This window comes from Streptomyces sp. NPDC107654 (genome assembly GCF_055639035.1).
Genome location: NZ_JBVKBI010000003.1, coordinates 19,273 through 46,180 on the forward strand (window position 1 = coordinate 19,273; position 26,908 = coordinate 46,180).

Below are 26,908 nucleotides of genomic sequence, written 5' to 3' on the forward strand. Positions count from 1 at the left end.
CGGCAACAACAAAGGCAAGGAGGTCACGCGCTCCTTGCCACTCTCAACTTATAGCGCACTGGGGGGCTTGCGGCAAGGCCCCCGTCGTCCCGCAGAATTGCCGGCCGAGGCCAGGAAGCTGTGGAAATGGGGGATTCGCTCAGTGCGTGTTCTTTTGTCGACGTACGGTTCGCGCGGAGATGTCGAACCGATGGCCGGACTCGCGGTGCGGTTGCGGGAGCACGGCGCACGGGTGCGGGTGTGCGCGCCGCCGGACGAGGACTTCGCGCGGCGGCTGGCCGATGTCGGCGTGCCGCTGACACCGGTCGGCCCGTCGGCGCGCGCGCTCACCACGGCCCGGCCGGCGCCCGCGTCCCTGCCGGAGCGCGCGGCCCGGCTGATCGCCGGCCAGCTGGAGACGCTCCCGGCGGCGGCCGAGGGGTGTGACGTGCTGGTGGCGACCGGTCCGCTGCCCGCCGCGGCCGGCGCACTGTCGGTGGCCGAGCGGCTCGGCGTCCACGCCGTGTCCGTGACCTTCCAGCAGCTCACCCTGCCGTCGCCGCACCACCCGCCCCTGGCCTATCCGGGACGGCCGCTCCCGCCGGAGGTGACGGACCACCAGGCGCTGTGGGACCTGGACACCCGGCACACCGACGCGCTGTTCGGCGAGGCGCTCAACACGAACCGGGCCGCGATCGGCCTGCCGGCGGTGGACCACGTCCGTGACTACGTCGTCGGCGGCCGGCCGTGGGTGGCGACGGACCCCGCCCTGGACCCGCTGTACGAGCGGCCGGACCTCGACGTGGTGCAGACCGGCGCGTGGATCCTGCCCGACGAGCGCCCGCTGCCCGCCGAGCTGACGGCGTTCCTGGACGCCGGCGCGCCGCCGGTGTACGTGGGTTTCGGCAGCATGCCCCTGCACGCGTCGCCGGACGCCGCCCGGGTCGTCGTCGAGGCGGTCCGCGCGCAGGGCCGCCGCGTGGTCCTGGCGCGCGGCTGGGCCGGCCTGTCCCCGGTCGACGGGCAGGACGACTGCTGCGTGGTCGGTGAGGTCAACCAGCAGGCCCTGTTCGCCCGGGTGGCCGCCGTCGTGCACCACGGCGGCGCCGGCACCACGACGACCGCCGCCCGGGCCGGCGCGCCCCAGGTGGTGGTACCGCAGGCGGCGGACCAGCCCTACTGGGCCGGCCGGGTGGCCGAGCTGGGGATCGGCGCGGCCCACGACGGCCCCACACCGACGGTCGACTCCCTGTCGGCCGCGCTCGGAACGGCCCTCGTCCCCGATACCCGCGCCCGGGCCGGCGCCCTGGCGGACCGGATCCGCGCCGACGGAGCGGAGGTGGCGGCACGGCTGCTGCTCGACGCGCACGGCTGAGACCACCAGGTTCGTCCCAGCCGTCCGGACGCCCTGCCGCGCGCACGGTCGCGAGCGGCCTCACCACGGAGCCCACTGATATGACACAGCCCCTGACCACCGGCGCCTTCGACCTTCCCGAGCGCCTCGCCCCCAAGGCCGACCCGGCCCTCATCGCCGGTGACGAGAAGCACTTCGCGGCCATCGCGGAGTGTCTTGAGCAGACGATCGCCGAACTGACCCGCCGCCTGGACGCCGAGCGCAGGGCGCCGGGCGGCATGGGCCGGCACGCGATGGACCGGGACGCGGAGATCCACCGCCTCACTGCTCGCCTGCGCACCCTGCGCCGGTTCGGCCTCGACCTGTGCCTGGGCCGCATGGTCGGTGCGGACGGCTCCGAGCCCCTGTACGTCGGACGCCTCGGTCTCACGGACAGCACGGGCCGCCGGCTGCTGGTCGACTGGCGCTCCCCCGCGGCCGAGCCCTTCTTCGGCGCCACCCACGCCAACCCGATGGGGCTGGTGAGCCGCCGCAGGTACCGCTGGACCGACGGCCGGATCACCGACTACTGGGACGAGGTGTTCACCCCGGACGGACTGGCCGGGCATGCCGCCCTGGACGACCAGTCCGCGTTCATCGCCAGCCTCGGCGGCACCCGTTCGCCGCGGATGCGGGACGTGCTCGGCACCATCCAGGCCGACCAGGACGCCGTCATCCGGGCGGGGTCCCGCGGTGCCCTGGTGGTCGACGGCGGCCCGGGGACGGGAAAGACGGTCGTCGCCCTGCACCGCTCCGCCTATCTCCTCCACTCCGACCCCCGGGTGGGTCACCGCCGGGGCGGCGTCCTCTTCGTCGGCCCGCACCGGCCGTACCTGGCCTACGTCTCCGACGTGCTGCCCAGCCTCGGTGAGGAGGGCGTGCAGACCTGCGTCCTGCGGGACCTCGTCGCCGAGGGGGCGGACGCGGTGGCCGAGACCGATCCGGAGGTGGCCCGTCTGAAGTCGTCGGCGGACATGGTGAAGGCGATCGAGAAGGCCGTGCGGTTCTACGAGGAGCCGCCGGCCGAGGGCATGGCGGTCGTCACCCCCTGGTCCGAGGTCTGGCTGAGCCCCGGCGACTGGGCCGTGGCGTTCGACGCGGCGGAGCCCGGCACCGCGCACAACGAGGCGCGCCACCAGGTCTGGGAGGAGCTGCTGACGATCCTGGTGGACAAGCAGGACGGCGGCGTCGACGGCGGTGCCTCGCCCGAGCTGCTGCGCAGGGCGCTGCGGCAGAACCGGGAGCTGCGCACGGCGTTCGACCGGGCGTGGCCGCTGCTGGAGGCGGCCGACCTCGTCGGGGACCTGTGGTCGGTACCCGCCTACCTGCGGCTGTGCGCCCCCTGGCTGACCCGCGAGGAGGTACGGCGGCTGCAACGGACGGACGCCCACGCCTGGACGGTGTCCGACCTGCCGCTCCTGGACGCGGCGCGACAGCGGCTCGGCGACCCGGAGACGGCCCGGCGCCGGCGCCGGCAGGAGGCCGTCCTCGCCGCGCAGCGCGAGCGCATGGCGCAGGTGGTCGACAACCTCGTCCAGGCGGTGGCCGACTCCGGTGCCGACGGTGACGACGGCGAGGGCCTGGTGCGGATGCTGCGCGGGGAGGACGCCAAGGTCAGCCTGGTGGACGAGTCGGAGCTGGCGGCCGTCGACCCGGACCGGCTCGCCGGCCCGTTCGCGCACGTCGTCGTGGACGAGGCGCAGGAACTGACCGACGCGGAGTGGCAGATGCTGCTGCTGCGCTGCCCGTCGCGGAGCTTCACCGTCGTCGGGGACCGCGCCCAGGCCCGGCACGGCTTCACGGAGTCCTGGCGGGAACGGCTCGAACGGGTCGGCTTCGACCGGATCGAACTGGCCTCGCTGAGCATCAACTACCGGACGCCCAAGGAGATCATGGCGGAGGCCGAGCCGGTCATCCGGGCGGTGCTCCCGGACGCCAACGTGCCGGTCTCCATCCGCGGCGGCGGTGTCCCCGTCGTCCACGGGTCCGTGGCGGACCTGCGCCCGTTGCTGGACACCTGGCTCGCCGAGCACGCCGACGGGATCGCCTGTGTCATCGGCGATCCCGCGTTCCGGTCGACGTCCCGGGTGCGCTCGCTGACCCCGGAGCTGGCGAAGGGCCTCGAGTTCGACCTGGTCGTCCTGGTCGATCCGCGGGGGTTCGGTGAGGGCGTGGAGGGCGCCGTGGACCGCTATGTCGCGATGACCCGGGCGACCCGGCAGCTCGTCGTCCTCACCAGCTCCTGAACCCGCGGGGCCCGGCCGCTCAGGCGGTGCAGGTCGGTACGCCGTCCAGCCAGGCCGGGCCCTTGATGTAGATGTTGGTGACCCAGGCTCGGTAGTCGGGGAGGTAGGACCAGGCGTCGTTGGTGTAGCCCTCGGCGGTGACGGGTTCGGCGTGCTTCTGGCAGGCGACACGGATCGTCGTGGGGCCGGGGAAGGCGTAGACGCGGGCGGCCCGGACGGAGGGCTGGGCCTTGGTCCACACGCCGGTGCCCCAGGTGCGGAAGACGGGGCCCTCGACGGTGCCGGTGTCGACGCGGACGGCGCCGAAGTAGTCGCCGCCGAGGCGGACGTCACTGACCATCAGCCTGGTCCCGGACTGCCGGGCCTCCACCATCCTGCCGGCGCCGAGGTAGAGGGCGATGTGGTGCAGGTCGGCCGAGGTTCCGTAGGCGAGCAGGTCCCCGGGGCGCAGCGGGGCGAGGCCCTCGGCCGCGGTGAAGCGGGCGGCGGTGCGGTGGGTGTAGTACTGGGCGCTGGCGTCCCCGTCGAGGATGTCGGCGCCGGTGGCCCGGGCGTAGGCGTAGCGGACGAGGCCCGAACAGTCGAAGCCGATGCGCTCGGGGTCGTGTTCGCTGGCCGGGTCGGTCGGGTCGACCTTGCCGTGGGTGGGGCCGGGCTGCGCGCCGTGGCCGCCGCCCCAGGTGTACCAGACGCCGGCCGCGACCTGCGCGCAGGCGGCGTCGACGGCCCGTTCGGCCTCGGCCGTCGCGCCGGGGGCGAGGACGGCGCAACCGCCGTCGGCCGGCCCGGGGAGCCGGTCGGCGGTGAGCGCGGGCCGGGTGAGGAGGAGTGCTGTCAGCAGGGCGATGAGTGCGCCGATGGCGCCGGTCCGCCGGACCATGCCGGAACCCCCGTTTCCTTCTGTGGTGTGGTCGGTGGACAGCCTTCCCGGGTACGGCGTGCCGGTCGACGGGGACGCGTGGACCTTTCTGGACGGGCAACGGGAAACGTTCGGGAAACCCCCTTCGGAACGGCCGGGTCGTTCAGTGCGGCGGGCACGCGGAGGCACCGGGGGCGGGCTCCCCCGGCAGGAGGGAGCGGCGGGTCGCCGGGTCCGTCTCGCGGTCCAGGCGGCAGATCTCCGCCAGCCGGGTGCCGGTGTCCAGGTTCCACAGCCGTACCGTGCCGTCGTAGCTGCTGCTCGCCACCGTCCGCCCGTCGGGGGCGAAGGCCACGCCCCACACGGCGTCGGTGTGCCCGGAGAGCGTGGCCCACGGCCGCCGTCCGGGCACGTCCCACAGCCGTACCGTACGGTCGTTGCCGCTGCTGGCCAGCAGCCGGCCGTCCGGTGAGAAGGCCAGGCCGCGCACCGAACCGGTGTGGCCGGTCAGCGAGTCGAGGAGCCGGCGGCGGCCCGCGTCCCACAGCCGTACGGTGCCGTCGTTGCCCGCACTGGCCAGGGTGCGGCCGTCGGGGCTGAAGGCGACGCCCCGCACGGCGCCGGTGTGGCCGGTCAGTCTGGCCAGCGGACGGTGGGTCCGGGCGTCCCACAGCCGGACCGTCAGATCGTCGCCGACGCTGGCCAGTTGCCGTCCGTCGGGGCTGAAGGCGACGCCGTTGACGTAGTCGGTGTGGCCGGTGAGGACGGCGAGCGGGCGGCGGCCGGGGACGTCCCAGAGGCGGACGGTGCGGTCGGCGCCCGCGGAGGCGAGGGTACGGCCGTCGGGGGCGAACGCGACGGCGAACACGGCTCCGAGGTGGCCGTGCAGCACGGCGCGCGGGCGGCGGGCCGGGGTGTCCCAGAGCACCACCGTGCCGTCGGAACCGGCCGCGGCGAGCGTGTGCCCGTCCGGCGCGAACGCCACGGTGGTGATGCTGCCGGGCTGTCCCTCCAGGGTGGTGGGCGTGCCGCGCCGGCGGGCCGGGCCGGGGTCCCACAGCCGTACGGTGTGGTCGGCGTCCGCGGTGGCCAGCTTCCGCCCGTCGGGCCGGTAGGCGACGGCGGATACCTCCGTGAACGGGCGGGCGGCCAGGGTGCCGCCGCGCAGGTCCCACAGAACCACGGACTGGTCGAACCCGCCGGTGGCGAGCAGTGTGCCGGTGGGGTCGACCGCCACGGACATCACGTAGTCGGTGTGGCCGCTGAGGGTGGTGACGAGCCGTCCGGCGCGGACGTCCCACAGCCGGGTCGTGCCGTCCCCGCTCGCGCTGATCACGGTGGTGCCGTCGCGGGTGTAGGCGACCGCGTTGACGTCGTCGCTGTGCCCGGTGAGCGTCGCGGTGGCCCGGCGGCGGCCGACGTCCCACAGCCGCACGGTCCGGTCCACTCCCCCGCTGGCCAGGCCGCGGCCGTCGGGGGCGAACGCCAGGCCGAGCACCGCGTCGGTGTGTCCGCGCAGGACGGCCAGTTGCCGGGCCCGGCCGGGGTCCCACAGGCGTACGGTCCGGTCGGCGCCGGCGGAGGCGAGCGTGCGGGCGTCCGGGGCGAACGCGAGCGCGTCGGTCTCGCCCGAGTGGCCGGTGAGGCGGGCCGTCCGCCGCGGGGCGCGGGCCGTGTCCCAGAGCTGGACGGCCCCGTCGGGGGCGGCGACGGCGAGGGTGTGCCCGTGTGGGGCGAAGGCGACCGCGCGGGCCGCTGTGGTGTCCGGCAGCAGGGTGGTGCGGGACGGGCGGGCCGGGGACCACAGCCGTACCGGTCCGTCGGTCGAGGTGACCGCGAGGGTACGGCCGTCCGGGCTGAAGGCGAGGGCACGGATGCGGCCGGGGACGGTGAGGGTCGCGGTCGTCCGGTGGTCGGTCAGGCGCCGCAGCCGGACCGTGCCGTCGGAGCCGGCGGTGGCCAGCAGACGGCCGTCCGGTGCGAAGGCGACCGCGTTGACCGGGCCGCGGTGGCCGCCGAGCCGGGCCGCGAAGGGCTCGGACTGGGTGCTCAGCAGAGCGCCGCGGGTGGTGGCGGTGGGCTGGGTGCGGTAGGCCTCGGCGGCGAGCAGCATCGAGGCCTCCGGGCGGCCCCCGGCCAGCAGGGTGGAGCGGACGGCCAGGGCCTGCGAGCGGGCGAGGCGCTCCTGGGCGAGCGCGTCGGTGCGCTGCCGGTAGGCGAGGCCGCCGGCGGCCAGGGCGCAGCCGAGCAGGACGACGAGGGTGGCCGTCATCGCCTCCCGCAGCCGGTTCTGACGCCGTGTCTGCCGCTGACGGGTCTCCTCCTCGGCCTCGCTGGCGTGCAGGAACGCCTCCTCCACGGGTCCCAGCGGGCCGAGTCGGTCCGTGTCCGCCGCCCAGGAGCGCACGGTGTCGAGCCGGGTGCCGCGGTAGAGCGCCGACGGGTCGCGGCCCTCGCGTTCCCAGGCGGCCGCCGCATGGCCGAGTTGCTGGCGGGCGAGCAGGCCGGCCCGGTCGGCGTCGATCCAGTCCCGCAGCCGGGGCCAGCTGTGCAGCAGGGCCTCGTGGGTGATCTCCACGCTGTCGCTGTCGACGGTGACGAGCCGGGCGCGGACGAACACGTCGAGCGCGGTGTCGGCGCCCGCCGCGTCGGACGGCTGTGCCACGAGGTCGGTGCGGCGGACCCGGCGGCGGGTGGTGCCGGTGTCGTCGGAGACCTGCACGAGCCGGGACAGGATGCGCCGGATGGTCTGCTGCTCGGCGGGATACAGCTGGGCGAAGGCGTCCTCGGCGGTGCGTGCCACGGCGCCCTGGATGCCGCCGGTGCTCTCGTACCCGGCGACGGTGAGGGTGTCCCCCTCGCGGTGCCGCCAGGTGGCGAGCAGCGCGTGGGAGACCAGGGGCAGCGCACCGGAGGGCACCCCCCGCGCACCGGGCCCGCCGAATACGCCGGGTTTGCCGTGGTCGGCGGGTTCACCGGGTTCGCCCGTGAGTCCGGCGTCCCGCAGCAGCAGCGGGACGAGCCCGGGTTCGAGGGTGACGCCGGCGAGTTCGGCGGGGCGGGTGACGGACTCGATCAGCTCCGCCGTGGTCATCGGGGCCAGGACGTGGAGGCCGTCGGTGAAGGCGGGGGCGAGTTCGGGCAGGTCGAGGCAGTGACCGGAGAAGTCGGCGCGTACGCCGAGGACGACCGCCGCGGGATCGTGGGCGGCCGACGGTGCGGGCGCGGCCAGCGCGCACAGCACACGGGCGAAGGTGCGCCGTTCGTCCTCGTCGGCGCAGAGGGTGAACAGTTCCTCGAACTGGTCGACCAGCAGGACGAGTCGGGGCGGTGGCGGTGGCCGACGCCCGGCCGGTGGCGTGTCCGCACGGGTCCGTACGGCGTCGAGGAGGGCCTCGGGCCGCTCGGCCAGCCGGGCGGGGGTGAGGGCCAGATCGCCGCCGAGCACCTTGGCGGCGCGTTCCACCAGTTCCCGCGTCGGGTGCCCGGTGGGGGTGAGGGTGACGACGGGCCAGCGGTCGGCGCCGGCCATCGGGAAGCCGCCGGGCCGCCGGAGGGCGGGCACCAGACCGGCGTTCAGCAGGGACGACTTGCCCGCGCCGGAGGGGGCGACGAGCAGTAGCGGCCCCTTGCCGATCCTGCCGAAGACCCGTTCCACGAGGGCGGCCGTCGCCCGTTCCCGGCCGAAGAAGCGGCCGGCGTCCTGGGTGGTGAACGCCGACAGACCCGGGTAGGGGCAGGCGCGGCCCATGACATCGTTGCCGTCGGCGGGTCTGGCCGGGCGCGGTGGGGCGACCAGGGCCAGCAACTCGCCGTCCGCGCGCAGGATCCGGTCGCAGCGGCGGGCCACGTCGACGGTCGGGCGCTTCGCGCCGGTCTCGATCTTGCTCAGATACCCCTTGCTGTAGTGGGTCTGCCGGGCCAGGTCGGCGAGTGACAGACCGCGCTGCTGCCTCAGTCGTCGTAGGTGTGCGGGGAAGGACGGTGTGGTCGGCACCGCCCGGTCCCCGTCGTTCTCGTTCGGGTTGCCGTTGCCGGCTCCCTGTCGCGGTTCCCCCAAGGGTCCCCCATGGCAAGCGTGCCAGGCCGTGAGACGGCGGGAGCCCAGGTTACTGCCGGGGTCGGACAGGTGGCCCAGCCATGCGTGCACAGTGGCCGAAAACAAGCTTCCGGAACCGCGGTCGCGGTTCCGGAAGCTTCCCCCGTGCTGCCCCTCGGCCGGCCGTGGGTGGGGTACGGCGGCCGAGGGTCTGTGGTCCTCTTCCGCCGCTCGCCTAAGGCCGGTTGAGGGTGATGGAGTTGATCGGCGTCAGGTCGGCGTACACGCCCGTCCCCTCGGCGATGGGTGCGCCGCAGCCGGTGCCGTTGTAGCCGGTGCACAGGCTCGCGGTGGCCCCGCCGTACTGGTTGTTGAGGACCCAGTGCCGGCCGACCTGGTTGTTGAGGTTGTGCGGGCCGTAGCTGTAGAAGACCAGGCTCGGCGACCGGGCCGGGTCCTGGTTCTGCGGGTACACGCAGACCGCGCCGTCCGGGCAGCCGGCCCACGGGTCGGCCGCCGGCCGGGCGTGGGCCGCGCCGCTCATCGCCAGCACCGCCGCCGTGGCGGTCGCGAACGCGGCGGCCCCGCGAATCATCGTGCGCATGGTTTCCCCCTTGCAGTTCTCCTGCGTCGTGGTCGCAGGCCGTGCCTGGTGTTGACGGCTTCACGGTCCCGCGGCGCCCGGCCGGGGTCGACGGGTTTCCCGTCGCCCGTCCCGCCCGCACCCGGGAAACCGCCCGTGACCAGCGGGGGGAGGAGCAAAGGGCAACGGCGCGCGGACGGGCCGGGGCGCCTTCCCACGGGCGGGGCCGAACGGCCCAGCGTGGTCGCGCCGTTCGCCGTTCCCGCGCGCCCGCCCGTCACACTTGACGGACCGTGGCATCCACGCGCGCACGAAGGGAACCCTCCCGCCCATGCAGATCGAACTGACAGGACGCACCGCGCTGGTCACCGGCTCGACCCAGGGGATCGGCGCCGCCATCGCCGTCGCCCTCGCCCGGGCCGGGGCCCGCGTGGGCGTCAACGGCCGCGACGAGCGGCGGGTGGCCGACAGCGTCGCCGCGCTGGCCCAACAGGCCCCCGGCGCCGAACTGGTGCCGGTGGCCGCCGACGTGTCGTCCGACGAGGGCGCGGACCGGGTGGCCCGGCTGCTGCCGCAGGTGGACATTCTCGTCAACAACCTGGGCGTCTTCGGCGCCGCGGACCCGTTGGAGATCACCGACGACGAGTGGCGGCGCTACTTCGAGGTGAACGTCCTCGCCGCCGTACGGCTGACCCGGCGGTATCTGCCGGGCATGACCGAGCGCGGCTGGGGTCGCGTCCAGTACGTCGCCAGCGACTCGGCGGTGGCCATCCCCGCCGAGATGATCCACTACGGCATGTCGAAGACCGCGCTGCTGGCGGTGAGCCGCGGCTTCGCCAAGAAGGCGGCGGGCACGGGCGTCACGGTGAACTCGGTCATCGCCGGTCCCACGCACACCGGCGGCGTCGAGGACTTCGTGTACGACCTCGTCGACCGGGAGCTGCCCTGGGAACAGGCGCAGCGCGCGTTCATGCGCGAGCACCGCCCGCAGTCCCTGCTGCAGCGGCTGATCGAGCCGGAGGAGATCGCCCACATGGTCGTCTACCTCAGCTCGGAGCAGGCGTCGGCGACGACCGGCGGGGCGCTGCGTGTGGACGGCGGGTACATCGACTCGATCCTGCCCTGACGCCGGTACGCCGGTGGGCGGGGTCCGGGGGACGGCGTGGGCGTCAGCTCGGCTGCGACAGGTCGATGGCCCGGTCGACGTCGTCGGGCCGGAGCACGCGGAGGATGCCTTCGAGCAGGTAGTAGTCGGCGTACGGCAGGGAGATCTCGATCCCGTCCTCGGCCGGGCGGTTGCGGGTGCAGCGGGCCACGACCGCGTCGGCGCGCGCCGAGTTCCTCGTCAGACAGGTGTCCGCGAGCGCGGTGAGCAGACGCAGCGCCACCTCGCGGTAGGTCCGGCTGCCCGTCGAGGCGTGCAGGTCGAGCAGTCCGCAGGCCATGACGGCGCCGGCGGAGGCGTCCTTGACGTCGTACGGCTGCTGCGGCGCGCGGTAGTCCCATACCGGGACGTGGTCCGGACTCAGCGCCCCGATGGCGAAGTCGGCCAGTCTGCGCGCGGTGTCCCGGAACTCCGTGTGCCCGGTGCGCCGGTACATCGTGGTGAAGCCGTAGATGCCCCAGGCCTGTCCGCGTGACCAGCAGGAGGCCGGGCTGTACCCCTGCACCGTGCCGGGGCCGAGCGGTGCGCCGGTGTCCGGGTCGAAGTCGAAGACGTGCGGGGTGGATCCGTCCGGGCGGGGGAAGACGCGCTGCGCGGTCCTCGCGTGCTCCACGGCGATGTCCAGGTATCTGCCGTCGCCGGTCTCCCGGCCGGCGAACGCCAGCAGGTCGAGGTTCATCAGCGTGTCCATGATGACGCGGCCCGCGTTGGCACGGTCCGTCAGCGCGCCCCAGGCCCGGATGAACCGTCCGCGCGGGTTGTACCGCCGGCTCAGGGAGTCGGCGGCCTGTATCGCGCCGGTCCGCCATGTGTCGTCACCGGTCAGCCGCCAGGCGGTGACCCACGAGGGGGTGAAGAGGAAGCCGAGGTCGTGGGTGCTCGTGTCGTACTGACGGGGGGCGAGGCCGCGGGCCGAGTCGACCGCCCACGTGCGGAAGGAGTCGTCCTTGGTGTGAAGCCAGGCCATCCACAGCGTTCCCGGCCAGAATCCGCCCACCCAGTCCCCGGTGCGCGAGTACGTCCACTTCTCGAACTTCGTGCCGACCGGGAAGCCGGTCACGCCCGGGGCGACGGCTCGGACCTTCTCGACGGCGTAGTCCGCCGCCGCCCGGAGCGTCCGCAGGGTCGCCGCCCCCGGTGCCTGCCCGTCCGTCGCTCCCGCGGCCGGCACCGCGGAGCTTCCCACGGCCGCCGCACCGGCCGCCGTCGCCAGCAGCGCACGCCGGGACACGCTCATGGTCGCCCTCCCACTCCGTCTCGGACAAGAGAAGTCGGCCGAGCTTCGCACAGCTCCGTCGGGCATGTACACCCACGTGAGCAATGTTCATCACCGTGAACGCGTAGTGGGATCCGGCTCCCCGCCCGGCTGCCGCAGCGGGGACCAGGCTCAGGCCTCGCTGGGCCGGAGGCCTCGCGGGGCACGGAGGTGCTGTCGGGCGCGCGGCGCGCCGGGCCGCTGAGGCGGCATCGGCCTTTCGGCCGGCGAGGGCGCGCAGGGACGCCGGGGGGCCGGCCGTCACCGGCCCGCGGTCCGGCCCGGGCAGGGCGAGGCGGAGAGGTCGTCCAGCAGGTCCTCCTCCACGCCCGGCGGCCGGGGGTCGGGGTTGCCGGGGTGCTCCTCGGCGATGACCGCGGCGTGGGCCGTGGCGCTCCTCGTTCTGCTGCACGCCACGCCGACCGTCGGACGGCTGAGCGGCTGTGTGCTCCTGCCGTCCGAGGCGGGCCCGGTACTGGAACGGCCACGCGTCCACCGGCCTTTCGGGCGGATCGCCGGTGTCGTGCTCATCGGCTTCGGCGTCGCCCTCGCGGCCTCCTGAGGCGACGCGGCAGCCGTCCCGGGCCGACGGGAACGGGCTCGAAACAACGGCGGAGCGCTGCTAGTTTGCGGCCGTGGATCTCTTCTCGCGTTCGTGGACGGCCCTGCGCGCGGCGGTCGCCGAACTCCCCGCCGAGGACTTCACGCGTCCGTCGGGCTGTACCGGCTGGCTGGTCCGGGACCTTGTGTGCCATCTGGTCATCGACGCCCAGGACGTGCTGATCACCCTCGTGACACCGGCCGCGGAGGAGCCGACGCGCAACGCGGCGACGTACTGGAACGTCACCGGGACACCGCCGACCGGCGACGACCCGCTGGACGCGCTGACCGTCCGGCTGGCCGCCGCCTACGAGGACGCGGAACTGCTGAAGTTCCATCTGGACGACGTCGGTTCGGCCGCCGGGCGTGCGGCGCGGCTGGCCGACCCTGGACAGCGGGTGCGCACCCAGGACATGGTCCTCACCGTGGGCGACTACCTCTCGGCGTACGTCCTGGAGTGGACCCTGCACCACCTGGACCTGACCGCCCACCTCCCCGGAGCACCGGAACCGCCCGCCGAGAGCCTCGCCGGCTCCCGCGCACTGCTGGAGGAGATCGCGGGAGCGCCCTTCCCCGCCTCGTGGTCCGACCAGGACGCCCTGCGCATCGGCACGGGCCGCCGCACCCCGACCGGCGCCGAGCGGGCCGAACTGGGCGAACGGGCCGCGCGACTCCCGCTCGTCCTCGGCTGAGCGCCCGCCACGCGGTCCACCGCCACGGGGTCCACCGTTACGGCGGACCGGCCGAGCCGGGACCCGCCGCCGGATCCGGCCCCGACGCCGCCCGACTCGGCCCCGCGGCCGGGTTCGAGGCCCGGACCGGGGCGCGAGCGGCCGCCGGACTCGACGAACCGTTCACCTGGGGATACGGGGAGCCCCCGGGCCACGGCCGTCTCCCGTGACCTGTCGTCCGGCCGGCCTCCGTGCCCCGCACGCCGGGTAGAACGGCGCGAGGCCGGAGTGGGAGAGGGTGGCCGGGGGGTGGTAGCCCGTGCCCGGGGCCTCAGTGGTGTGGGCGCGGGTGCCGGGGGCGAGGCCGGTGTGCGGGTCGCCGAGGCGGGCCTGGGTCTCGTAGGTGCCGTCGCCGGAGTAGGTGTACGCGGCGAGGTCGGGGTAGCGGTCGTGGTCGTAGTCGGCCACGGCGATGTCCTTCGTGGCGCCGAGGTCGAGCCGGAGGGTCCGCCGGCTGCGGCCGGTGCCGGAGAAGGGGCCGAACCTCAGCTCGGCCACGCGGGGCGGGACCGGGTCGTCGCCGCCCTGCTCCTCGCCTGCCACGACGACCAGATCGCTCCAGCCGTCCCGGTCGAAGTCCGCCACGGCGGCGCGCACGTACTCCTGCCGGCGCCCGGGCCGGTCCGCCAATCCCCGGGCGGAGACGGTCACTTCGCGAGACGAGCCGAGGCCGAACGTGACGGCCAGCAGGGCGCCGTGGTGGGACGGGTCGGTGATCCGGTCCGGTCGGCCGTCGTTGTCCACATCGGCGATCAGCTCCCCGGACGTGGTCAGACACGCGGTGACGGCGGGCGGCGCGGCCGGCCGCGGCGGAGGTGCGCCCAGCGAGTCCTCGCCCCCGGCGAGCAGCAGCAGACCCGCCGCCGTCAGGGACGCGGGGCGGGTGAGGCGTCGGGACCGGGAGGGTCCGCTGCGTCCGCGCACTGCCATGGGCAGGGATCGTAGCCCCGTGCGCCATCGATATCGGAAGCCGGTCCTTCGGGCCCGGACCTCAGCTACGGCACCGGAGTCGACGTCACCATGCCTCTGACCCCGCTCAGCGACGCGGACACCTCTTCCGGGTCACGGCCGCGCGCTCGGCCAGGCCGAAGTCGCCGGCCTGGTCCAGGGCTGACGGCACCGGCTCACGCGGTGCGTGCGGTCCTCGGGAACGGGCGCGGCCTGGCCCTCACGGGGCTCGGCCCGGCTACGCTCACCCTGCCGGTGACTGCGCCAACGGTGAAAACGGGTTGACCCGCCCGTATCATCCAGGTGTCGCACCGTCAGGAGCGGAGGGAAAGATGCCGGAAAGCGCTGGGCCCGTCACCGAGCTGGCTTCTCAGTACGTCAGCCAGGTGACCAACGACCTCGAACACAACCTCAAGGAGCAGGAGCGCATCACGGCGGAGATCGCCGCCCTGCAGGAGCAGTTGACCACCCTGCAGCACGACCACGCCATCCTGCTCAGCATGCGGCAGGCCCTCGGCATCACCGCTCCGTCCGGTGGGGTGGTCGTCCCCTCCCCCCGGAAGAAGAGCGGCGGCACGCGGCGCGCCGACGCCAGGAAGCCGGCGGTGAAGAAGACGGAAGTGAAGAAACCGGCGGCCAAGAAGCCGGAGGTGAAGCAGGCGGCGGCCAAGAAGCCGGCGGTGCGGAAGCCGGCGGCCCGGAAGACGGCTCCCGAGCCGGCTCAGCCCACGCTCGTCGAACTCGTCCGCCGGCACCTGACGGAGCAGAGGGAACCGCGCTCCGCCGCCGAGGTCGCCGAGGCGCTGGTCCGGGCGCACCCCGAACGGGGCATCCAGACCAAGGTCGTACGCACCACTCTGGAGAACCTCGTGGCCAGGAACGGCGCCCAGCGCACCAAGCAGGGCTCGTCCGTCTTCTACACCGTGCCGGGGCAGGCGGCGGACGACTCGGCGGAGACGGCGGCAGGGGAATCGGCGGCGGCACCGCCGGCGGAGAAGGCGGAGGGACCGCACACCTCCGCCTGACGGTACGGGGCCTCGCTCAGACCGGCGGCCGGTCGCCGGTGTCGAAGCTGGCGAAGTAGGCCGCGGCCATGTCCTCGTCGGCATGGCCCTGTGCGGCGGCGCGCTCCAGACGTGCGGCGCTCGCGGCGAGCACGTCCAGACGCACGCCGTGCTCCTCGCCCGCCCGGACGATGAGCCGGGCGTCCTTGACTGCCGTGGCCACCGCGAACTGTGCCGGGGTCAGCCGGTCTTCGAGGATGAGCTCCGACTTGGCCCGCAGGTATCCCATGTCCAGCGGGCCGCCCTCGATCGCGTCGAAGAAGCCCTGCGGGTCCACGCCGAGCGCCTTGGCCAGGGCCAGCACCTCGCCGGTCGCGGCGGTGGCCGCGAGGACCCAGCTGTTGGCGACCAGCTTCAGCCGGGTCGCGGTACCGGCCGCGCCGTCCTCCCCGGTCCACACGGTGCGTGCGCCGACCGCGTCGAACACCGGGTGCACGGCGGAACGGTGCTCGCCGGGGCCGGCGGCGATGACGAGGAGCCGTCCGGCCTCGGCGGGCTCGCGGGTGCCCAGCACCGGCGCGTCGAAGAAGACCAGGCCGTACTCGCGGGCGAACGCGGCCAGGTCACCGAGGGCCCCGACACCGGCGGTGCCGGCCTGCGCCCAGGCGGTGCCGGAGCGCAGGGCGGGAGCGGCCTCGCGCATGACGTCCAGGGTGACGGGGCCGTCGTGGAGCATGGTCAGGACGACGTCGGCGCCCTCGACGGCCTCGGCGGGCGTGCCGACGACCTGGGCGCCGTCGGCGGCGAGTGGTTCGGCCTTGGCGCGGGTGCGGTTCCAGGCACGGACGGTGTGTCCGGCCCGCAGTAGATTGCGGGCCATCGCGGCGCCCATGATGCCGGTACCCAGGACGCTCACGGTGAGCTTGTCGGTCATGACCTCAACTTCCTGACGCGGGAGGGCCTGCACGGCCACTGAGGAGATCTTCCACCAGACGGGCGTACGGCGCGCCAAGCCCCTCCCCCGGCGCGCCGTCCCAACGGTCGAGAGGAGGGTGGTCCGCCGGCCCCGCGGGTTGCGTACCGTGGCCGGACTCGGGTGATCCTTCTCAACGGTGCTTCCAGCGCGGGCAAGTCCGGGATCGTGCGGTGTCCGCAGGCCGTACTGCCCGATCGCCGGCCGGCGTTCGGGATCGACGCGTTCGTGGACGCGGTGCGCGCGACGCTGCCCGACGGCGTCGAACGGGGGCCGCACGAGCCGGGCCGGCGGCGTGACGTGCTGCGCGAGCAGCGGCTCGCCGATCCCGCGCTGGCGCTGGCCGCGATGATCCTGCCCGTCTCGTTCGCGCTGGCGCTCACGGAGGACTGGTCGGCCGCCGCCCGGCGCGCCGCGCTGCCGGCGCTGCTGCTCGTCTGCGGACTGCTGGTGCTGCACGCGCTGCCCCTGCTGTGGCGCAGACGGGCTCCGTGGACCGTATGCGGTGCCGTGCTCGCGACGGCCTCGCTGGGGCCGGTGGCCGTCGTCGCCTGCCATGTGCCGCCCGGTGTCGCGGAGTTCCTCGTCCTGGGGACGCTCGTGGAGTTGCTCGCGGTGTACGCGGTCGCCGGGTACGGGCAGGGGCCCGGGCACACCTGGCCGGCGCCCGCCGCGGCGACGCTCGTGACGGCCTGTGCCGTGACGGCGCTGGCCTGTGCGGACGGCTCGGTGGGGGACGAGCCGGTGGGCCCGGGGGGCGCCGTTCTGCTGGCCTTCCTGCTGGCCGTCCCGCTGGCGCCGGTGTTCGCCGCCGTGTGGGGTGCCGGTCTGTTCGTGCGGCGGCGCCGGCTGCGTGCCCTGGCGTACGACGACTTCGCGTTCGCCGCCTCGATGTGGCAGGCGGACCGGGCCGCCGAGGCCGAACGGCAGCGGCTGGCGGCCACGTTGCGCGACGCCGTGCTGGAGCACACGCGGGCGCTGGTCGTCGCGGCCCGGCGGGGCGGCCTGGCGGAGGTGGCGGACACGGCCAGGGCGGCGCTGGGGGCGATGGGGGAGATGCTGCACGGGCTGGGCGGTACCACGGGCGACGGCGAGGGGCCCGGCGGTCGGCTCGCTCCGTCGCCGGCCGTCGCCGATCTGGACGCGCTGTGCGGCGCGCTGCGGTCCGGCGGCCGTGACGTGCGGGTGCGGGGGCTCACGGAGGCCGCCCGGGCACTCCCGCCGTCCGTGCAGGTCTCGGTGTACCGGATCGTCGAGGCGGCGCTCGGCGCGGGCGACCCGGGTCCGGCCCGGGTGACCTTGCGACGGCGCCGCGGCACCCTGCGGATCACGGTGACGGGGGTCCGGCTCGCCGTCGCGGGCCCGGTCGCCGAGCGTCTGAAGGTGCAGGTCCAGGCGGGCGAGGGGCGGATCCGGTGCGAACCGGCCGGTACCCTACGGGTGTCGTTGCCGGCCGGAGTCGTTCCGGCCTCCGCCCAGGAGGTGTCCCCGTAGCCGTACGCGTGATCGTCGTGGACGACCAGGCCGTGGTCCGGGCCGGATTCGCCGCCATCGTGGCCGCCGAGCCCGATCTGACCGTGGTGGCCGAGGCCGGTGACGGGGCCACGGCGGTGTCGCTAGCCGCCGGGGAGAAGCCTGACGTCGTCCTGATGGACATCCGGATGCCGGGCATGGACGGCCTCACCGCGACCCGGCTGATCACCGCGCCGGCCGACGCGCCGCGGGTGCTGGTGCTCACCACGTTCGACCTGGACGAGTACGTGTACGAGGCGCTGCGCGCCGGGGCGTCCGGGTTCCTGCTGAAGGACGCCCGGCCCGAGGAGCTGCTGTCCGCGATCCGGGTGGTCGCGGCCGGCGACGGCATCCTGGCGCCCGCCGTAACCCGCCGCCTCATCGACACCTTCGCCCCCGGTGGCCCGCCCCCGGCCCCGGACGGCGGCCCCCTCGGCCGGCTCACCCAGCGGGAACGGGAGGTCCTGCTGAAGATCGCCTCCGGGCTGACCAACGCCGAGATCGGCGCCGAACTCGGCGTCACCACGGGCACGGTCAAGAGCCATGTGAACGCCCTGCTGTCCAAGCTCGGGCTGCGCGACCGGGTCCAGGCCACGATCCTCGCCTACGAGACCGGTCTGATCAGTCCGGGTGGCGTCCCGCTGGGCTGACCGCGCACCGGCCAGCCCGGCCGCCGAGGTCGATGTCCGTTGCCCGCCGGTGTTCCCCCGGGCCCTCGGCTGGAATGAGGGCATGACTTCACGAACTGATCTGCAGGGCAGGACGGCACTGGTGACCGGCGGCAGCCGGGGCATCGGCGCGGCGACCGCACGGCGGCTGGCGCGGGAGGGCGCGGACGTGGCCCTGACCTACGTGCACGGCAAGGACGCGGCCGACGACGTCGTACGGGACATCGAGGCGCTGGGGCGGCGGGCGCTCGCCCTGCGCGCCGACTCCGCGGACGCGGCGGAGGCGGCGGGCGCGGTACGGCGCGCGGCGGAGGAACTGGGCGGGCTGGACGTGCTGGTGGGCAACGCGGGCATGGGGGTGATGGGGCCGCTGGAGAGCCTGTCCCTCGACGACGTCGACCGGCTCCTCGCGGTGAACGTGCGCGGTGTGTTCCTGGCCGCCCAGGCCGCCGCCTCGGTCATGGGGTCCGGCGGACGGATCATCACCGTCGGCAGCTGTGTCGCCGCGCGGGTGCCGGGGCCGGGGGCGACGCTGTACGCGATGAGCAAGTCGGCCGTCATCGGCCTGACGAAGGCCCTGGCACGGGAGCTGGGCGGGCGCGGCATCACCGCGAACGTCGTGCACCCGGGCCCGACCGACACCGACATGAACCCCGCGGACGGCCCGTACGCGTCGGGCCAGGCGGACATGACCGCGCTGGGCCGCTTCGGCAGGGCCGAGGAGGTGGCGTCGATGGTGGCGTTCCTCGCGGGGCCGGAGGCCGCGTACGTGACGGGCGCGGAGTTCTCGGTGGACGGCGGACACAGCGCCTGACAGGCCGGGGAGGGCCTGCGCCGCACGCTCGTCAGGGCTCTTCCAGGCGGCGCAGGTCCTCCTCGTCCCACTTCCTGGTGTCGCGGGGCCGGGTGTAGGGCTCGGCGTCGGGCGGGTGGCCGCCGGCGATGGCCCGCTGCCGTACGGCCTCCGCGTCGAACTCCAGGCCCAGCAGGATGGCCAGGTTGGTGATCCACAGCCAGACCAGGAACACGATGACGCCGGCCATGGCGCCGTACGTCTTGTTGTACGAGGCGAAGTTGGCGACATAGAACGCGAAGCCGGCGGAGGCGGCCATCCAGATCAGCAGGGCGAGGACACTGCCCGGGGTGATCCACCGGAAGCCCTTGACCTTGGCGTTCGGGGTCGCCCAGTACAGGATGGCGATCATCACGGTGACGAGCAGGACCAGCACCGGCCACTTGGCGATCGACCAGGCGGTCAGGGCGGTGTCGCCGAGCCCGACGGCCTGCCCGGCGCGGCGGGCCAGGCCGCCGGTGAAGACCACGATCAGCGCGCTCGCCACGGCGAGGACCATCAGCACGACGGTGACGCCGACCCGCACCGGCAGGATCTTCCACACCGGGCGTCCCTCGGGCATGTCGTAGACGGCGTTGGCGGCGCGCATGAACGCGGCCACGTAGCCGGACGCCGACCACACGGCGAGCACCAGGCCGACGAGGGCCACGACCGAGCCGACGCCGGCGCCGTTGCGCAGCTGTTCCACGGCCCGGGTGATGATGTCGCGGGCGGGGCCGGGGGCGAGGTTCCTCAGGTTGGCCAGCACCCGGTCCGTGACCGAGCGGCCGGCGACGGCCAGCAGCGAGACGAGTACCAGCAGGGCGGGGAACAGGGACAGGACGGCGTAGTAGGTGAGCGCCGCGGCCCGGTCGGTCAGCTCATCGTCCCGGAACTCGCGCAGGGCGCCCCGGAACACCGCGGCCCACGCCCGCCGGGGCAGTTTCGCGGGGCTGGCCGGTGCCCGCCGCTCGACTTCCGGGGCCGGACCGGCCTCGTCCGGCGTCGGGATGTGCGACACCCGGGTCCCGCCGACGGCCTCGCCCGGCGCCCGGGCCTCCCCGGGAGCCTCGCGCGACGCCCGGGTCTCGCCAACGGCCTCGCCCGGCGCCCGGGTCCCGCCGACAGCCTCGCCCGGCGCCCGGCGCGCGCCGACGGCCTCGCCCGGCGCCCGGGTCTCGCCAACGGCCTCGCGCGGCACCCGGGTCTCGCCGACGGCCTCATCCGACACCCGGTTCTCCCCAGAAGCCTCGCGCGACGCCCGGGTCTCGCCAACGGCCTCGCGCGGCACCCGGGTCCCGCCGACGGCCTCATCCGACACCCGGTTCTCCCCAGAAGCCTCGCGCGGCGCCCGGGTCTCGCCGACAGCCTCCTCCGGCGCCCGGCGCGCGCCGACGGCCTCGCCCGGCGCCCGGGTCTCGCCAACGGCCTCGCGCGGCGCCCGGCTCTCCCCACCGACCCCGGGCGATGCCCGGAACTCGTCGGGGTCCTTGCGCGGCGCCCGGGTCTCTTCGGCGGTCTGTCGCTGGTGCCGCCAGGGTACGTGCAGCTTCGCCATACCCGCCGGGTATCCCCGTCGGGCGGCCTCACGCCCCCGGACCGCCGTTCACACCGTTCACTCCCCCGTTCGGCGGGGGCGCAGCAGCAGGGCCGCGAGCAGCGCGGTGCCGGGGAGGCCGGGCATGCGAGGGCGGTTACGGCGGCGGTGGCGGTTACGGCGGTGAATCCGCGATGGTGGGCGCGCCGCCGGCCGGCCTCCCGCAGGGCGTCGGCGGAGCGGGCGGACAGGTGAGCGCTCACGCAAGAGGTCGGTCGAGGTGCCACCGGCGAGGTGCACGATGCCGGGAGAGATGCCGGGAAAGCGGAGGCCACCGCCGCTCTACGGGATCGGCCGGCCGGGCCCCCGAACCCCGGCCGGCAGGAGCGCCGCACGCCGGACGGCCCGCCCGGGCCCCTCCCCCGCGGTGGGGCGGAAGGTGCTCCGGACGAGCCGCCGTGCCACCGTCTCAGTGAGCGTTGGCGAACCGCTTGAACGCGGCCTTGGTGCCGGCACCGGCGATCCCGTCGATGGGACCGCGGTAGCCGTAGCTGTCCTTCAGGAGACGCTGGAGCCCCTTGATCGTGCCCTTGCCGACGACGCCGTCGATCGGGCCGGTGTAGCCCCAGTACTTCTTCAGGCAGCGCTGGAAGGCCTTCCAGCTGTTGGTGCCGAGCTTGCCGTCGATGGAGCTCCGGTAGTTCCAGAAGGTCTTGAGCCAGCGCTGGACCTTCTTGGCCTGGGAGGCGGTCAGGCCCAGGTTGTTCACCGCCTGCGGGGTGACGGCCTCGCTGACCGCCGCCGGTTGGGCCGCCGCGGGCGCGGGAGCGGCGAAGCTGGTGCCCGCGGCCGCGAGGCTGCCCGCGGCCAGCGCCACGGTGGTCGCGGCGGCGAGCAGGGTCCTGCTGAACATGTTGGTCCGCATGTGTTTCCCCCTGGTTGACGAGTGCCTCACGGCACGTCACACAAGCTACGTGCCGGGGCACGGCACGTCGCCAACCCGGGAGTTGACACCCGGCTCCACCGGCCGCGGTAGCTCCCGGCCGGTGTACAACCTCCGCGGTAGGTCCAAGGGGGGCGCGTGCCGGCCGCCGTGCGCCGTCAGCCCCTGCCTCCGCTGAGGTTCCCCCACCGGGGCCCGATCTGCTTCCACTCCTCGTCCCACTCGGCCATGCGCCGCCGGATGAGCCGGCCGCGGACCAGCCATCCCGTGCCCCAGACCAGCGCGCCGGCCGCCGGGGCGACGAGGGCGCCGGTGAGCGCCGACTGGAGGTCGGCCGCCGCTCCGGTGACGGGGGCGGCCACGACACGGTCCGCCTGGTTCGTCCACACCGTGACGTGGGTTCCGGCGGGGGCGCCGGGGTAGACCTTCGCCCGGTCCCTGTGGACCGAGCCGTCCGTGTCCGTCCAGCGCACGGCCGCCCACACCCGCCCGTCGTCGTAACCGGTGCCCGCGGCCGGGGTCCGCGCCGCGTCGTCGGTGAGTACGGCGGACACGGGGTGCAACCGGGCCTGCCGGGCCGTGAACGCCACGTCGGAGGCCTGGGCCGCCATTATGCCCGCGAACACCCCGGCGACCAGGGCCAGCACCCAGCCGGCGAGGACGATCCAGGCCTCGACGACATCGCTGTGCCGCCGGAGCGGATTGCGCCGCCATCGCCACAACCGCACCCGGGAGACCGTCATGGGGGGTGTCCGTGTCATCGTCACCGCCTCCTCTCGCACACCGGCGGCCCGAAGCCGGGGCGGCCCCCGCGGTCTCCCGGACCCGGGTCGCCCGCGCGGAGGTCATGACACCATCCTGCACCTCTCCGCGCCGGACGTCCGCTGCCGGGCGTGGCCGTCCTCCGGGAGGTGCCGCGGCCGTTCTCCGAGAGGTGCTAGGAAGGGGTGAGCGGGAGGTCGTCGGTGTAGGCGTTCACCGGCGGGGCGACGGGCCGGGCGTCCCGGACGTCGAGGGCGGCCTCCGCGCTTCCGGTGCCGAGGGTGCCGCGCGGGTGCCAGGTGCCGGTCACCGCCAGCCAGGTGTCGGCGGGCGGTGCCTCGGAGCCGTAGATCCGCACCTTGACCGTCTGCGAGTCGGCCGCGCAGCAGGAGAAGATGATGCGGGTGAGATACCAGCCGCCGTCGCCGGCCGGGGTGACGAAGCCCGTCAGCCGGACGGCGCGGTTCCTGATGGCCCGGCTGCGGTCCTGCCGGACCCGCTTGGTGAAGTCGGTCAGGGTCAGCGGCAGGGGTGAGGTCGCGGGCAGCGGCGCGAACCCTTTCTGCACGGCGACCGGCTTGTCGTTCGAACGGGCCGCGGTGTAGGCGCCGAGCGCCGGCGGGGCGGGCAGGAGCAGGCTGAGCGCGGGGAGGAACAGCAGCCAGGCGATGCGCGGGGCGCCGGAGTGGTCGTGGCCGTGCGCGTGCACGGTGGTGAGGTGGCCGTGCGCGTGCACGGTGGTGTCGTGGCCCTGCGCGTGCACGGTGGTGTCGTGGCCGTGCACCTCCCCGGCGTTGTCGTGGGCGTGCGCCTCCCCGGTGTCCCCCTCGTGGACGGGACGGCGGGTGGCCGCCGCCGCCAGGCCGAGGAGCAGCAGGACCACTCCGGACGCGATCAGCGCGGGGCGCAGCCCGGCCTTGACGTAGCGCAGGTAGAGGTCGGTGAAGAGGGCCGTGTGCAGCAGCCCGACACCGGTCAGTGCGAGGAGCAGGGTCTGGACGGTGCGTTTCACAGCAGCGCGCCTCCGGTCAGGACGCTGACGGCGACCGCCACGACGGTGGTCGCCGTGGAGAACCGCCAGGCGAAGGCGCGGCCGAAGGTCCCGGCCTGAAGCGCGATGAGCTTCAGGTCGACCATCGGCCCGACCACGAGGAACGCGAGCCGGGCGGTCGGCGAGAACCCGGTGAGGGAGGCCGCTACGAACGCGTCCGCCTCCGAGCAGACGGCGAGCAGCACGGCGAGCCCGGCCAGGAAGAGCACTGACAGCCACGGTGAGCCGGAGAAGGTGTCGAGGACGGACCGCGGGACGGCGATGTTGAAGGTGGCGGCGGCCATGGCACCGAGTACGAGGAAGCCGCCGGCGTGCAGGAAGTCGTGCTGGAAGCCCAGCCGGAACTCGGTCCAGCGGCTGTGGCCGTGCCGGTGGCCGGTGTGCCGGTGGCGCAGCAGGGGGCGCAGCCACTCCTCCTTGCCGAGCCAGAGCCACAGCCAGCCCATCAGGGCAGCCGTGGCGAGGGATGCGGCAAGCCGGGCGGCCACCATCGCGGGGCTGCCGGGAAAGGCGACGGCGGTGGCCGTGAGGACGACGGGGTTGATCGCCGGGGCTGAGAGCAGGAAGGCGAAGGCGGCGGCCGGGGTGACGCCCCGGCGGATCAGGCTGCTCGCGACGGGGACGGAGGCGCACTCGCAGCCCGGCAGGACCGCCCCGGCGACGCCGGCGACCGGTACGGCGAGGGCCGGCCGCTTCGGCAGCACCCGGGTGAACAGGTCGGTCGGCACGAACGCGTTGATGGCGCCGGACAGGGCGGTGCCGAGGAGCAGGAACGGAAGCGCCTGGACGGTGATGGCCAGGCAGACGGTGCGCCAGGCCTGGACGGCGGGATGGTGCAGCCACGGGGTGCCGGCGAGGAGGAGCACGGCCGTGGCACCGGCCGTGATCGCGAGGGCGGCACCGAGCGGCCAGGGCCGGACACGGCGCACGGGCGGGCCGAGGACCACGGTGGCCGCGCCCTCCGTCACACCCACCAGTTCATCCGTTTTTTCCATCATCGCTCCGGATGTCGGCGTCTCGGCGACGATAGGCGAGGAGGGCGGCCCGGCCCCGCGTACACGCCGCCGAGGAGGCGGGCCGGGCGGCACAAATGCACCCCTTCGGGCCGCGCCGACGCTCCTGCGCGACGCTCCGGTGACCCCTCGGCCCATCGCCGCCACCGCGGCCCCTCGGCAGGCCCTCGGTGTCTCTTCTCACATTCAGGGCGATTCGGGGACGAAGGTGACCGGTGCCACGTCGCCGGGAGCGCCGGGTGGCTACGTTCGTGACCCATGTCGTTCCACCGCTCCCGCACCGCGCGGACCAAGGCCGGCGCCCTGCTGGCCTCGGCCGCGGCCCTGTTCTCCGCCGGCCTGCTGCACCCGGCCCCGGCGACGGCCGCCACCGCACCCTCCGGACACGCCCCGGCGCACGCCACGGCGGCCGTGCTCGACCTGGACGGCCCCGGCAGGACCCCGGTGGTGCACGGTGAGGACAGGGCGTACGACACCGCCAGCATCGTCAAGGTCGACATCCTCGCGACACTGCTGCTCCAGGCCCAGGACGCGGGCCGTCAGCTCACCGCGCGCGAGCGGGAGCGGGCCGAGCCGATGATCCGCCGCAGCGACAACGCGGCCGCCAACGCCCTGTGGCGACAGATCGGCGGGGCCTCCGGGCTGGCCGCGGCCAACAAGCGCCTGGGGCTGACGTCGACGGCGGGCGGACCCGGCGCCAAGTGGGGCCTTACCCGGACGACCGCGAGCGACCAGATCCGGCTGTTGCGGGCCGTCTTCGACGACGGCGGCACGGTACGCAAGGGCACCGGCGGGCTGGACGCGCACTCCCGCGCGTACCTCCGCACCCTGATGGGCCACGTCGTGGCGGAACAGCGCTGGGGAGTCTCCGCGGCCGGCGCCGCGGGTTCCGGGCAGGCGCTCAAGAACGGCTGGCTGCAGCGCAGCACCACGGGCCTCTGGGACGTCAACAGCGTCGGCGAGGTCACCGTCAGGGGCCACCGGTGTCTCGTGGCGGTCCTGACGAACGGCAGCACGTCCATGGGCGACGGCGTGGCCCTGGTGGAGCGGACGGCTCGCGCGGCGGTGGCGTGAGAGAGGCTCCGGCGAACCGTCGCGTCGACCCGTGGCGACTCGGCGGACCGACGCACCGCCCCTGACGACTCCGGTGCGCCGACGCACCGCCCCTCGGTGACTCCGGCGGACCGGCGCGTCACCCCTTGCCGACTCCGGCGCACGGAGAGTGCTCGCCGACCCGCCTCGACCCTTAGCGACTCAAACCGTTTCCCCGCCCCTGTGACGCGCCTGTGACAGTTGGCGGACAGCGTCATGAAGTCCGGCGAACAGTCTGGAGGAACAAGGGCAAAACGCCCTAAACGGACAGCTCCCTCAGCAGTTCCGCCGGAGGAAACACCATGAGCGCCACTCTCGCCCCGTCGCCCACCGAAGCCCCCGCCCCCGCGCTGGCTCCGCGCGAGCGGGAGACGCTCCGGCACATCGCCGCCGGTCGCACCTACCTGCAGACGGCCCGCCACATGGGACTGTCCACCCACACCGTGGACGCGTACCTGCGCCGCATCCGGGCCAAGTTCAACATCACCAACACGGCCGAGCTGACCCGCATGGCCATCGCCCTGGGTCTGTGACCGCCGGGGCTTTTCGGCCGCCGAGGAAGGGGCACGCGGTCGGGGTACGACTTCCGACCGGAGGAGCTGTACCGCGATGGCCGAGTACGAACGTTCCCGCACGATGCCCGCACAGCCCGAGCAGGTCTTCGACCAGGCGGCCAACACCGCCCAGCTCGACGCCTGGCTCCCGGGCGAACTGCACGTAGACGTCCAGGACCCGCCCGCCGTGACCGTCCACGAGGACCGTTCCGGCGAGGACACGCCGGCGCTGCTGCGATCGGAGCCCGACCAGATGCGCCTGGAGTGGGGCACCCGTGAACAGGGCAGCTACGCCGGCTGGCTCCAGGTCGCCGGCATCGGCAGTGGAGCAAGCGAGGTGACCGTGCACCTGTCCTTCTTCGACGAGGGGCACGACCCGGGCGAGCGGGCGGTGAGCGACGCCTTGGACGGCAGCCTGCGCCGGCTGGAGGAACAGGTGCGGATGCGGGCCGACAACGCGGCCGGCTGACCCGGCGCACCCGGTGGACCGGTCCCCACTGCGTCTGAGCACCCCCGTCAGACAGCACGATTTCGGCGGCCCCGCCTGGCCGTCCGGCCGGGCCGGACGGGACTGCCGTACGGCCCGGTCGCCGAGACCTGGGAGGTCAGCGACACCGACGGGGAGGGCGCCACGGTGACCGAGGGCCCGCTCGCCGGGCGGTCCCTGCGGGAACCGCCGGCGGACGATCCCCGCGGCCTGCTCGGCGACCGCCCCCGCCCGTGCACCCCTCCGTGCCCCGCTTCCCCCTCCCCCCAAGTTCATGGACGGCACGCACGCCCTTCCCGTGCATCCGCACGCCGACGACGCCACCGCCCGCCGCCTGGAGGGCGAGCCGAACGGCGTGACCGAGGCCTGGCACGTGCTGGACGCCGTACCGGGCGCCACCGCGCCGGTCGGGGTGCGGTCCGGCGTCGACCGGGAGCGGCTGTGCCGGGCGCCGCTCGCACAGGACTTCGACACCGCCATGCGCCGCCTCCCGGTGCGCGCCGGGCAGACCCTGTACGCGCCGGGCGGGACCCTGGACATGATGGCTCTCTCCGGTCGACTCCGGCCGCATGTCTGTGGATTGGCTCTGTAGAGGTGGGGACGCGTACCCGGCGGAGGTACGCAGGACGACCCTTTCCTACACAACCTTTATTTGCCTCATGCCGCATTTGTCCGATTATCC

24 protein-coding genes are annotated in these 26,908 nt (G+C 74.6%); 13 read left to right on the forward strand and 11 right to left on the reverse strand.

The window, feature by feature from the left end:
- The first annotated feature begins 142 nt into the window (after window positions 1–142).
- Window positions 143–1,354, forward strand: a complete 1,212-nt coding sequence (locus tag ACZ7N4_RS06140) for a glycosyltransferase (RefSeq protein WP_471354321.1) — start codon at window positions 143–145, stop codon at window positions 1,352–1,354.
- 80 nt (window positions 1,355–1,434) lie between these two features.
- Window positions 1,435–3,618 carry an RNA polymerase recycling motor ATPase HelR gene (helR, locus tag ACZ7N4_RS06145; RefSeq protein ID WP_471354324.1) on the forward strand — a complete coding sequence of 728 codons (2,184 nt, stop codon included), beginning with the start codon at window positions 1,435–1,437 and terminating at the stop codon, window positions 3,616–3,618.
- A 19-nt stretch (window positions 3,619–3,637) separates the two neighbouring features.
- On the opposite strand, the gene ACZ7N4_RS06150 is transcribed toward helR, so the two are convergent.
- The 3 genes from ACZ7N4_RS06150 to ACZ7N4_RS06160 form a co-directional block, all read right to left on the reverse strand.
- Window positions 3,638–4,498, reverse strand: a complete 861-nt coding sequence (locus ACZ7N4_RS06150; RefSeq protein ID WP_471354326.1) for a C40 family peptidase — start codon at window positions 4,496–4,498, stop codon at window positions 3,638–3,640.
- A 142-nt stretch (window positions 4,499–4,640) separates the two neighbouring features.
- Window positions 4,641–8,537, reverse strand: coding sequence for an nSTAND1 domain-containing NTPase (locus ACZ7N4_RS06155; RefSeq protein ID WP_471354329.1), 3,897 nt, complete (start codon window positions 8,535–8,537; stop codon window positions 4,641–4,643).
- Window positions 8,538–8,751: 214 nt separating this feature from the next.
- Window positions 8,752–9,120 (reverse strand): hypothetical protein, encoded by a 369-nt coding sequence (locus tag ACZ7N4_RS06160; RefSeq protein WP_471354331.1) that lies wholly within the window; start codon window positions 9,118–9,120, stop codon window positions 8,752–8,754.
- Between the two features lie 310 nt (window positions 9,121–9,430).
- Between ACZ7N4_RS06160 and ACZ7N4_RS06165 the strand changes: the two genes are divergently transcribed.
- Window positions 9,431–10,225, forward strand: a complete 795-nt coding sequence (locus tag ACZ7N4_RS06165; RefSeq protein WP_471354333.1) for an SDR family NAD(P)-dependent oxidoreductase — start codon at window positions 9,431–9,433, stop codon at window positions 10,223–10,225.
- A 43-nt stretch (window positions 10,226–10,268) separates the two neighbouring features.
- Here the strand turns inward: ACZ7N4_RS06165 and ACZ7N4_RS06170 are convergent, their stop codons facing one another.
- Window positions 10,269–11,501, reverse strand: a complete 1,233-nt coding sequence (locus tag ACZ7N4_RS06170) for a glycoside hydrolase family 88 protein (RefSeq protein ID WP_471354335.1) — start codon at window positions 11,499–11,501, stop codon at window positions 10,269–10,271.
- A gap of 388 nt (window positions 11,502–11,889) precedes the next feature.
- On the opposite strand from ACZ7N4_RS06170, the gene ACZ7N4_RS06175 reads away from it, so the two are divergent.
- Together ACZ7N4_RS06175 and ACZ7N4_RS06180 are read left to right on the forward strand one after the other, a co-directional pair.
- Entirely contained in the window at window positions 11,890–12,081 is a 192-nt protein-coding gene (locus ACZ7N4_RS06175; protein WP_471354338.1) for a hypothetical protein, read from the forward strand.
- 73 nt (window positions 12,082–12,154) lie between these two features.
- Window positions 12,155–12,811, forward strand: coding sequence for a maleylpyruvate isomerase N-terminal domain-containing protein (locus ACZ7N4_RS06180; RefSeq protein ID WP_471354340.1), 657 nt, complete (start codon window positions 12,155–12,157; stop codon window positions 12,809–12,811).
- 162 nt (window positions 12,812–12,973) lie between these two features.
- Here ACZ7N4_RS06180 and ACZ7N4_RS06185 read toward each other — a convergent pair whose 3' ends face one another.
- The gene (locus tag ACZ7N4_RS06185) at window positions 12,974–13,780 is read right to left on the reverse strand and encodes an FG-GAP repeat domain-containing protein (protein WP_471354342.1); all 807 of its coding nucleotides are present in this window, start codon (window positions 13,778–13,780) and stop codon (window positions 12,974–12,976) included.
- 350 nt (window positions 13,781–14,130) lie between these two features.
- Between ACZ7N4_RS06185 and ACZ7N4_RS06190 the strand changes: the two genes are divergently transcribed.
- The gene (locus ACZ7N4_RS06190; protein ID WP_471354344.1) at window positions 14,131–14,823 is read left to right on the forward strand and encodes a hypothetical protein; all 693 of its coding nucleotides are present in this window, start codon (window positions 14,131–14,133) and stop codon (window positions 14,821–14,823) included.
- 16 nt (window positions 14,824–14,839) lie between these two features.
- On the opposite strand, the gene ACZ7N4_RS06195 is transcribed toward ACZ7N4_RS06190, so the two are convergent.
- A complete protein-coding gene (locus tag ACZ7N4_RS06195; protein WP_471354347.1) occupies window positions 14,840–15,736 on the reverse strand; it encodes an NAD(P)-dependent oxidoreductase in 897 nt (298 codons plus the stop codon).
- Window positions 15,737–15,898: 162 nt separating this feature from the next.
- Here ACZ7N4_RS06195 and ACZ7N4_RS06200 point away from each other — a divergent pair, with 162 nt between their 5' ends.
- The 3 genes from ACZ7N4_RS06200 (at window position 15,899) to ACZ7N4_RS06210 (ending at window position 18,769) form a co-directional block, all read left to right on the forward strand.
- Window positions 15,899–17,269, forward strand: coding sequence for a phosphotransferase-like protein (locus tag ACZ7N4_RS06200; protein ID WP_471354349.1), 1,371 nt, complete (start codon window positions 15,899–15,901; stop codon window positions 17,267–17,269).
- 8 nt (window positions 17,270–17,277) lie between these two features.
- Window positions 17,278–17,937, forward strand: coding sequence for a response regulator (locus ACZ7N4_RS06205; RefSeq protein ID WP_471354351.1), 660 nt, complete (start codon window positions 17,278–17,280; stop codon window positions 17,935–17,937).
- Window positions 17,938–18,019: 82 nt separating this feature from the next.
- Window positions 18,020–18,769: a 3-oxoacyl-ACP reductase family protein gene (locus ACZ7N4_RS06210; protein ID WP_471354354.1), complete on the forward strand. Its 750-nt coding sequence runs from the start codon at window positions 18,020–18,022 to the stop codon at window positions 18,767–18,769.
- A 31-nt stretch (window positions 18,770–18,800) separates the two neighbouring features.
- Here the strand turns inward: ACZ7N4_RS06210 and ACZ7N4_RS06215 are convergent, their stop codons facing one another.
- The 5 genes from ACZ7N4_RS06215 to ACZ7N4_RS06235 all read right to left on the reverse strand — a co-directional run bounded on the left by ACZ7N4_RS06215 (window position 18,801) and on the right by ACZ7N4_RS06235 (window position 24,075).
- Window positions 18,801–19,808, reverse strand: a complete 1,008-nt coding sequence (locus tag ACZ7N4_RS06215; RefSeq protein ID WP_471355107.1) for a YihY/virulence factor BrkB family protein — start codon at window positions 19,806–19,808, stop codon at window positions 18,801–18,803.
- Window positions 19,809–20,793: 985 nt separating this feature from the next.
- Window positions 20,794–21,249 carry a peptidoglycan-binding domain-containing protein gene (locus ACZ7N4_RS06220; RefSeq protein ID WP_471354356.1) on the reverse strand — a complete coding sequence of 152 codons (456 nt, stop codon included), beginning with the start codon at window positions 21,247–21,249 and terminating at the stop codon, window positions 20,794–20,796.
- Between the two features lie 176 nt (window positions 21,250–21,425).
- The gene (locus tag ACZ7N4_RS06225; RefSeq protein ID WP_471354358.1) at window positions 21,426–22,028 is read right to left on the reverse strand and encodes an Rv1733c family protein; all 603 of its coding nucleotides are present in this window, start codon (window positions 22,026–22,028) and stop codon (window positions 21,426–21,428) included.
- Between the two features lie 176 nt (window positions 22,029–22,204).
- The gene (locus ACZ7N4_RS06230) at window positions 22,205–23,041 is read right to left on the reverse strand and encodes a TIGR03943 family putative permease subunit (protein ID WP_471354361.1); all 837 of its coding nucleotides are present in this window, start codon (window positions 23,039–23,041) and stop codon (window positions 22,205–22,207) included.
- Window positions 23,038–24,075 carry a permease gene (locus tag ACZ7N4_RS06235; RefSeq protein WP_471354363.1) on the reverse strand — a complete coding sequence of 346 codons (1,038 nt, stop codon included), beginning with the start codon at window positions 24,073–24,075 and terminating at the stop codon, window positions 23,038–23,040. Before ACZ7N4_RS06235 ends, ACZ7N4_RS06230 begins: the two co-directional genes overlap by 4 nt.
- Before the next feature lie 276 nt (window positions 24,076–24,351).
- Here ACZ7N4_RS06235 and ACZ7N4_RS06240 point away from each other — a divergent pair, with 276 nt between their 5' ends.
- The 4 genes from ACZ7N4_RS06240 (at window position 24,352) to ACZ7N4_RS06255 (ending at window position 26,818) form a co-directional block, all read left to right on the forward strand.
- Window positions 24,352–25,167: a serine hydrolase gene (locus ACZ7N4_RS06240; RefSeq protein ID WP_471354365.1), complete on the forward strand. Its 816-nt coding sequence runs from the start codon at window positions 24,352–24,354 to the stop codon at window positions 25,165–25,167.
- A gap of 320 nt (window positions 25,168–25,487) precedes the next feature.
- Window positions 25,488–25,718 (forward strand): response regulator transcription factor, encoded by a 231-nt coding sequence (locus tag ACZ7N4_RS06245; RefSeq protein ID WP_059247198.1) that lies wholly within the window; start codon window positions 25,488–25,490, stop codon window positions 25,716–25,718.
- Window positions 25,719–25,794: 76 nt separating this feature from the next.
- Complete coding sequence (locus tag ACZ7N4_RS06250; protein ID WP_471354367.1) at window positions 25,795–26,208, forward strand: SRPBCC family protein; 414 nt, start codon at window positions 25,795–25,797, stop codon at window positions 26,206–26,208.
- Window positions 26,209–26,500: 292 nt separating this feature from the next.
- Window positions 26,501–26,818 carry a cupin domain-containing protein gene (locus ACZ7N4_RS06255; RefSeq protein ID WP_471354370.1) on the forward strand — a complete coding sequence of 106 codons (318 nt, stop codon included), beginning with the start codon at window positions 26,501–26,503 and terminating at the stop codon, window positions 26,816–26,818.
- Window positions 26,819–26,908: the final 90 nt, after the last annotated feature.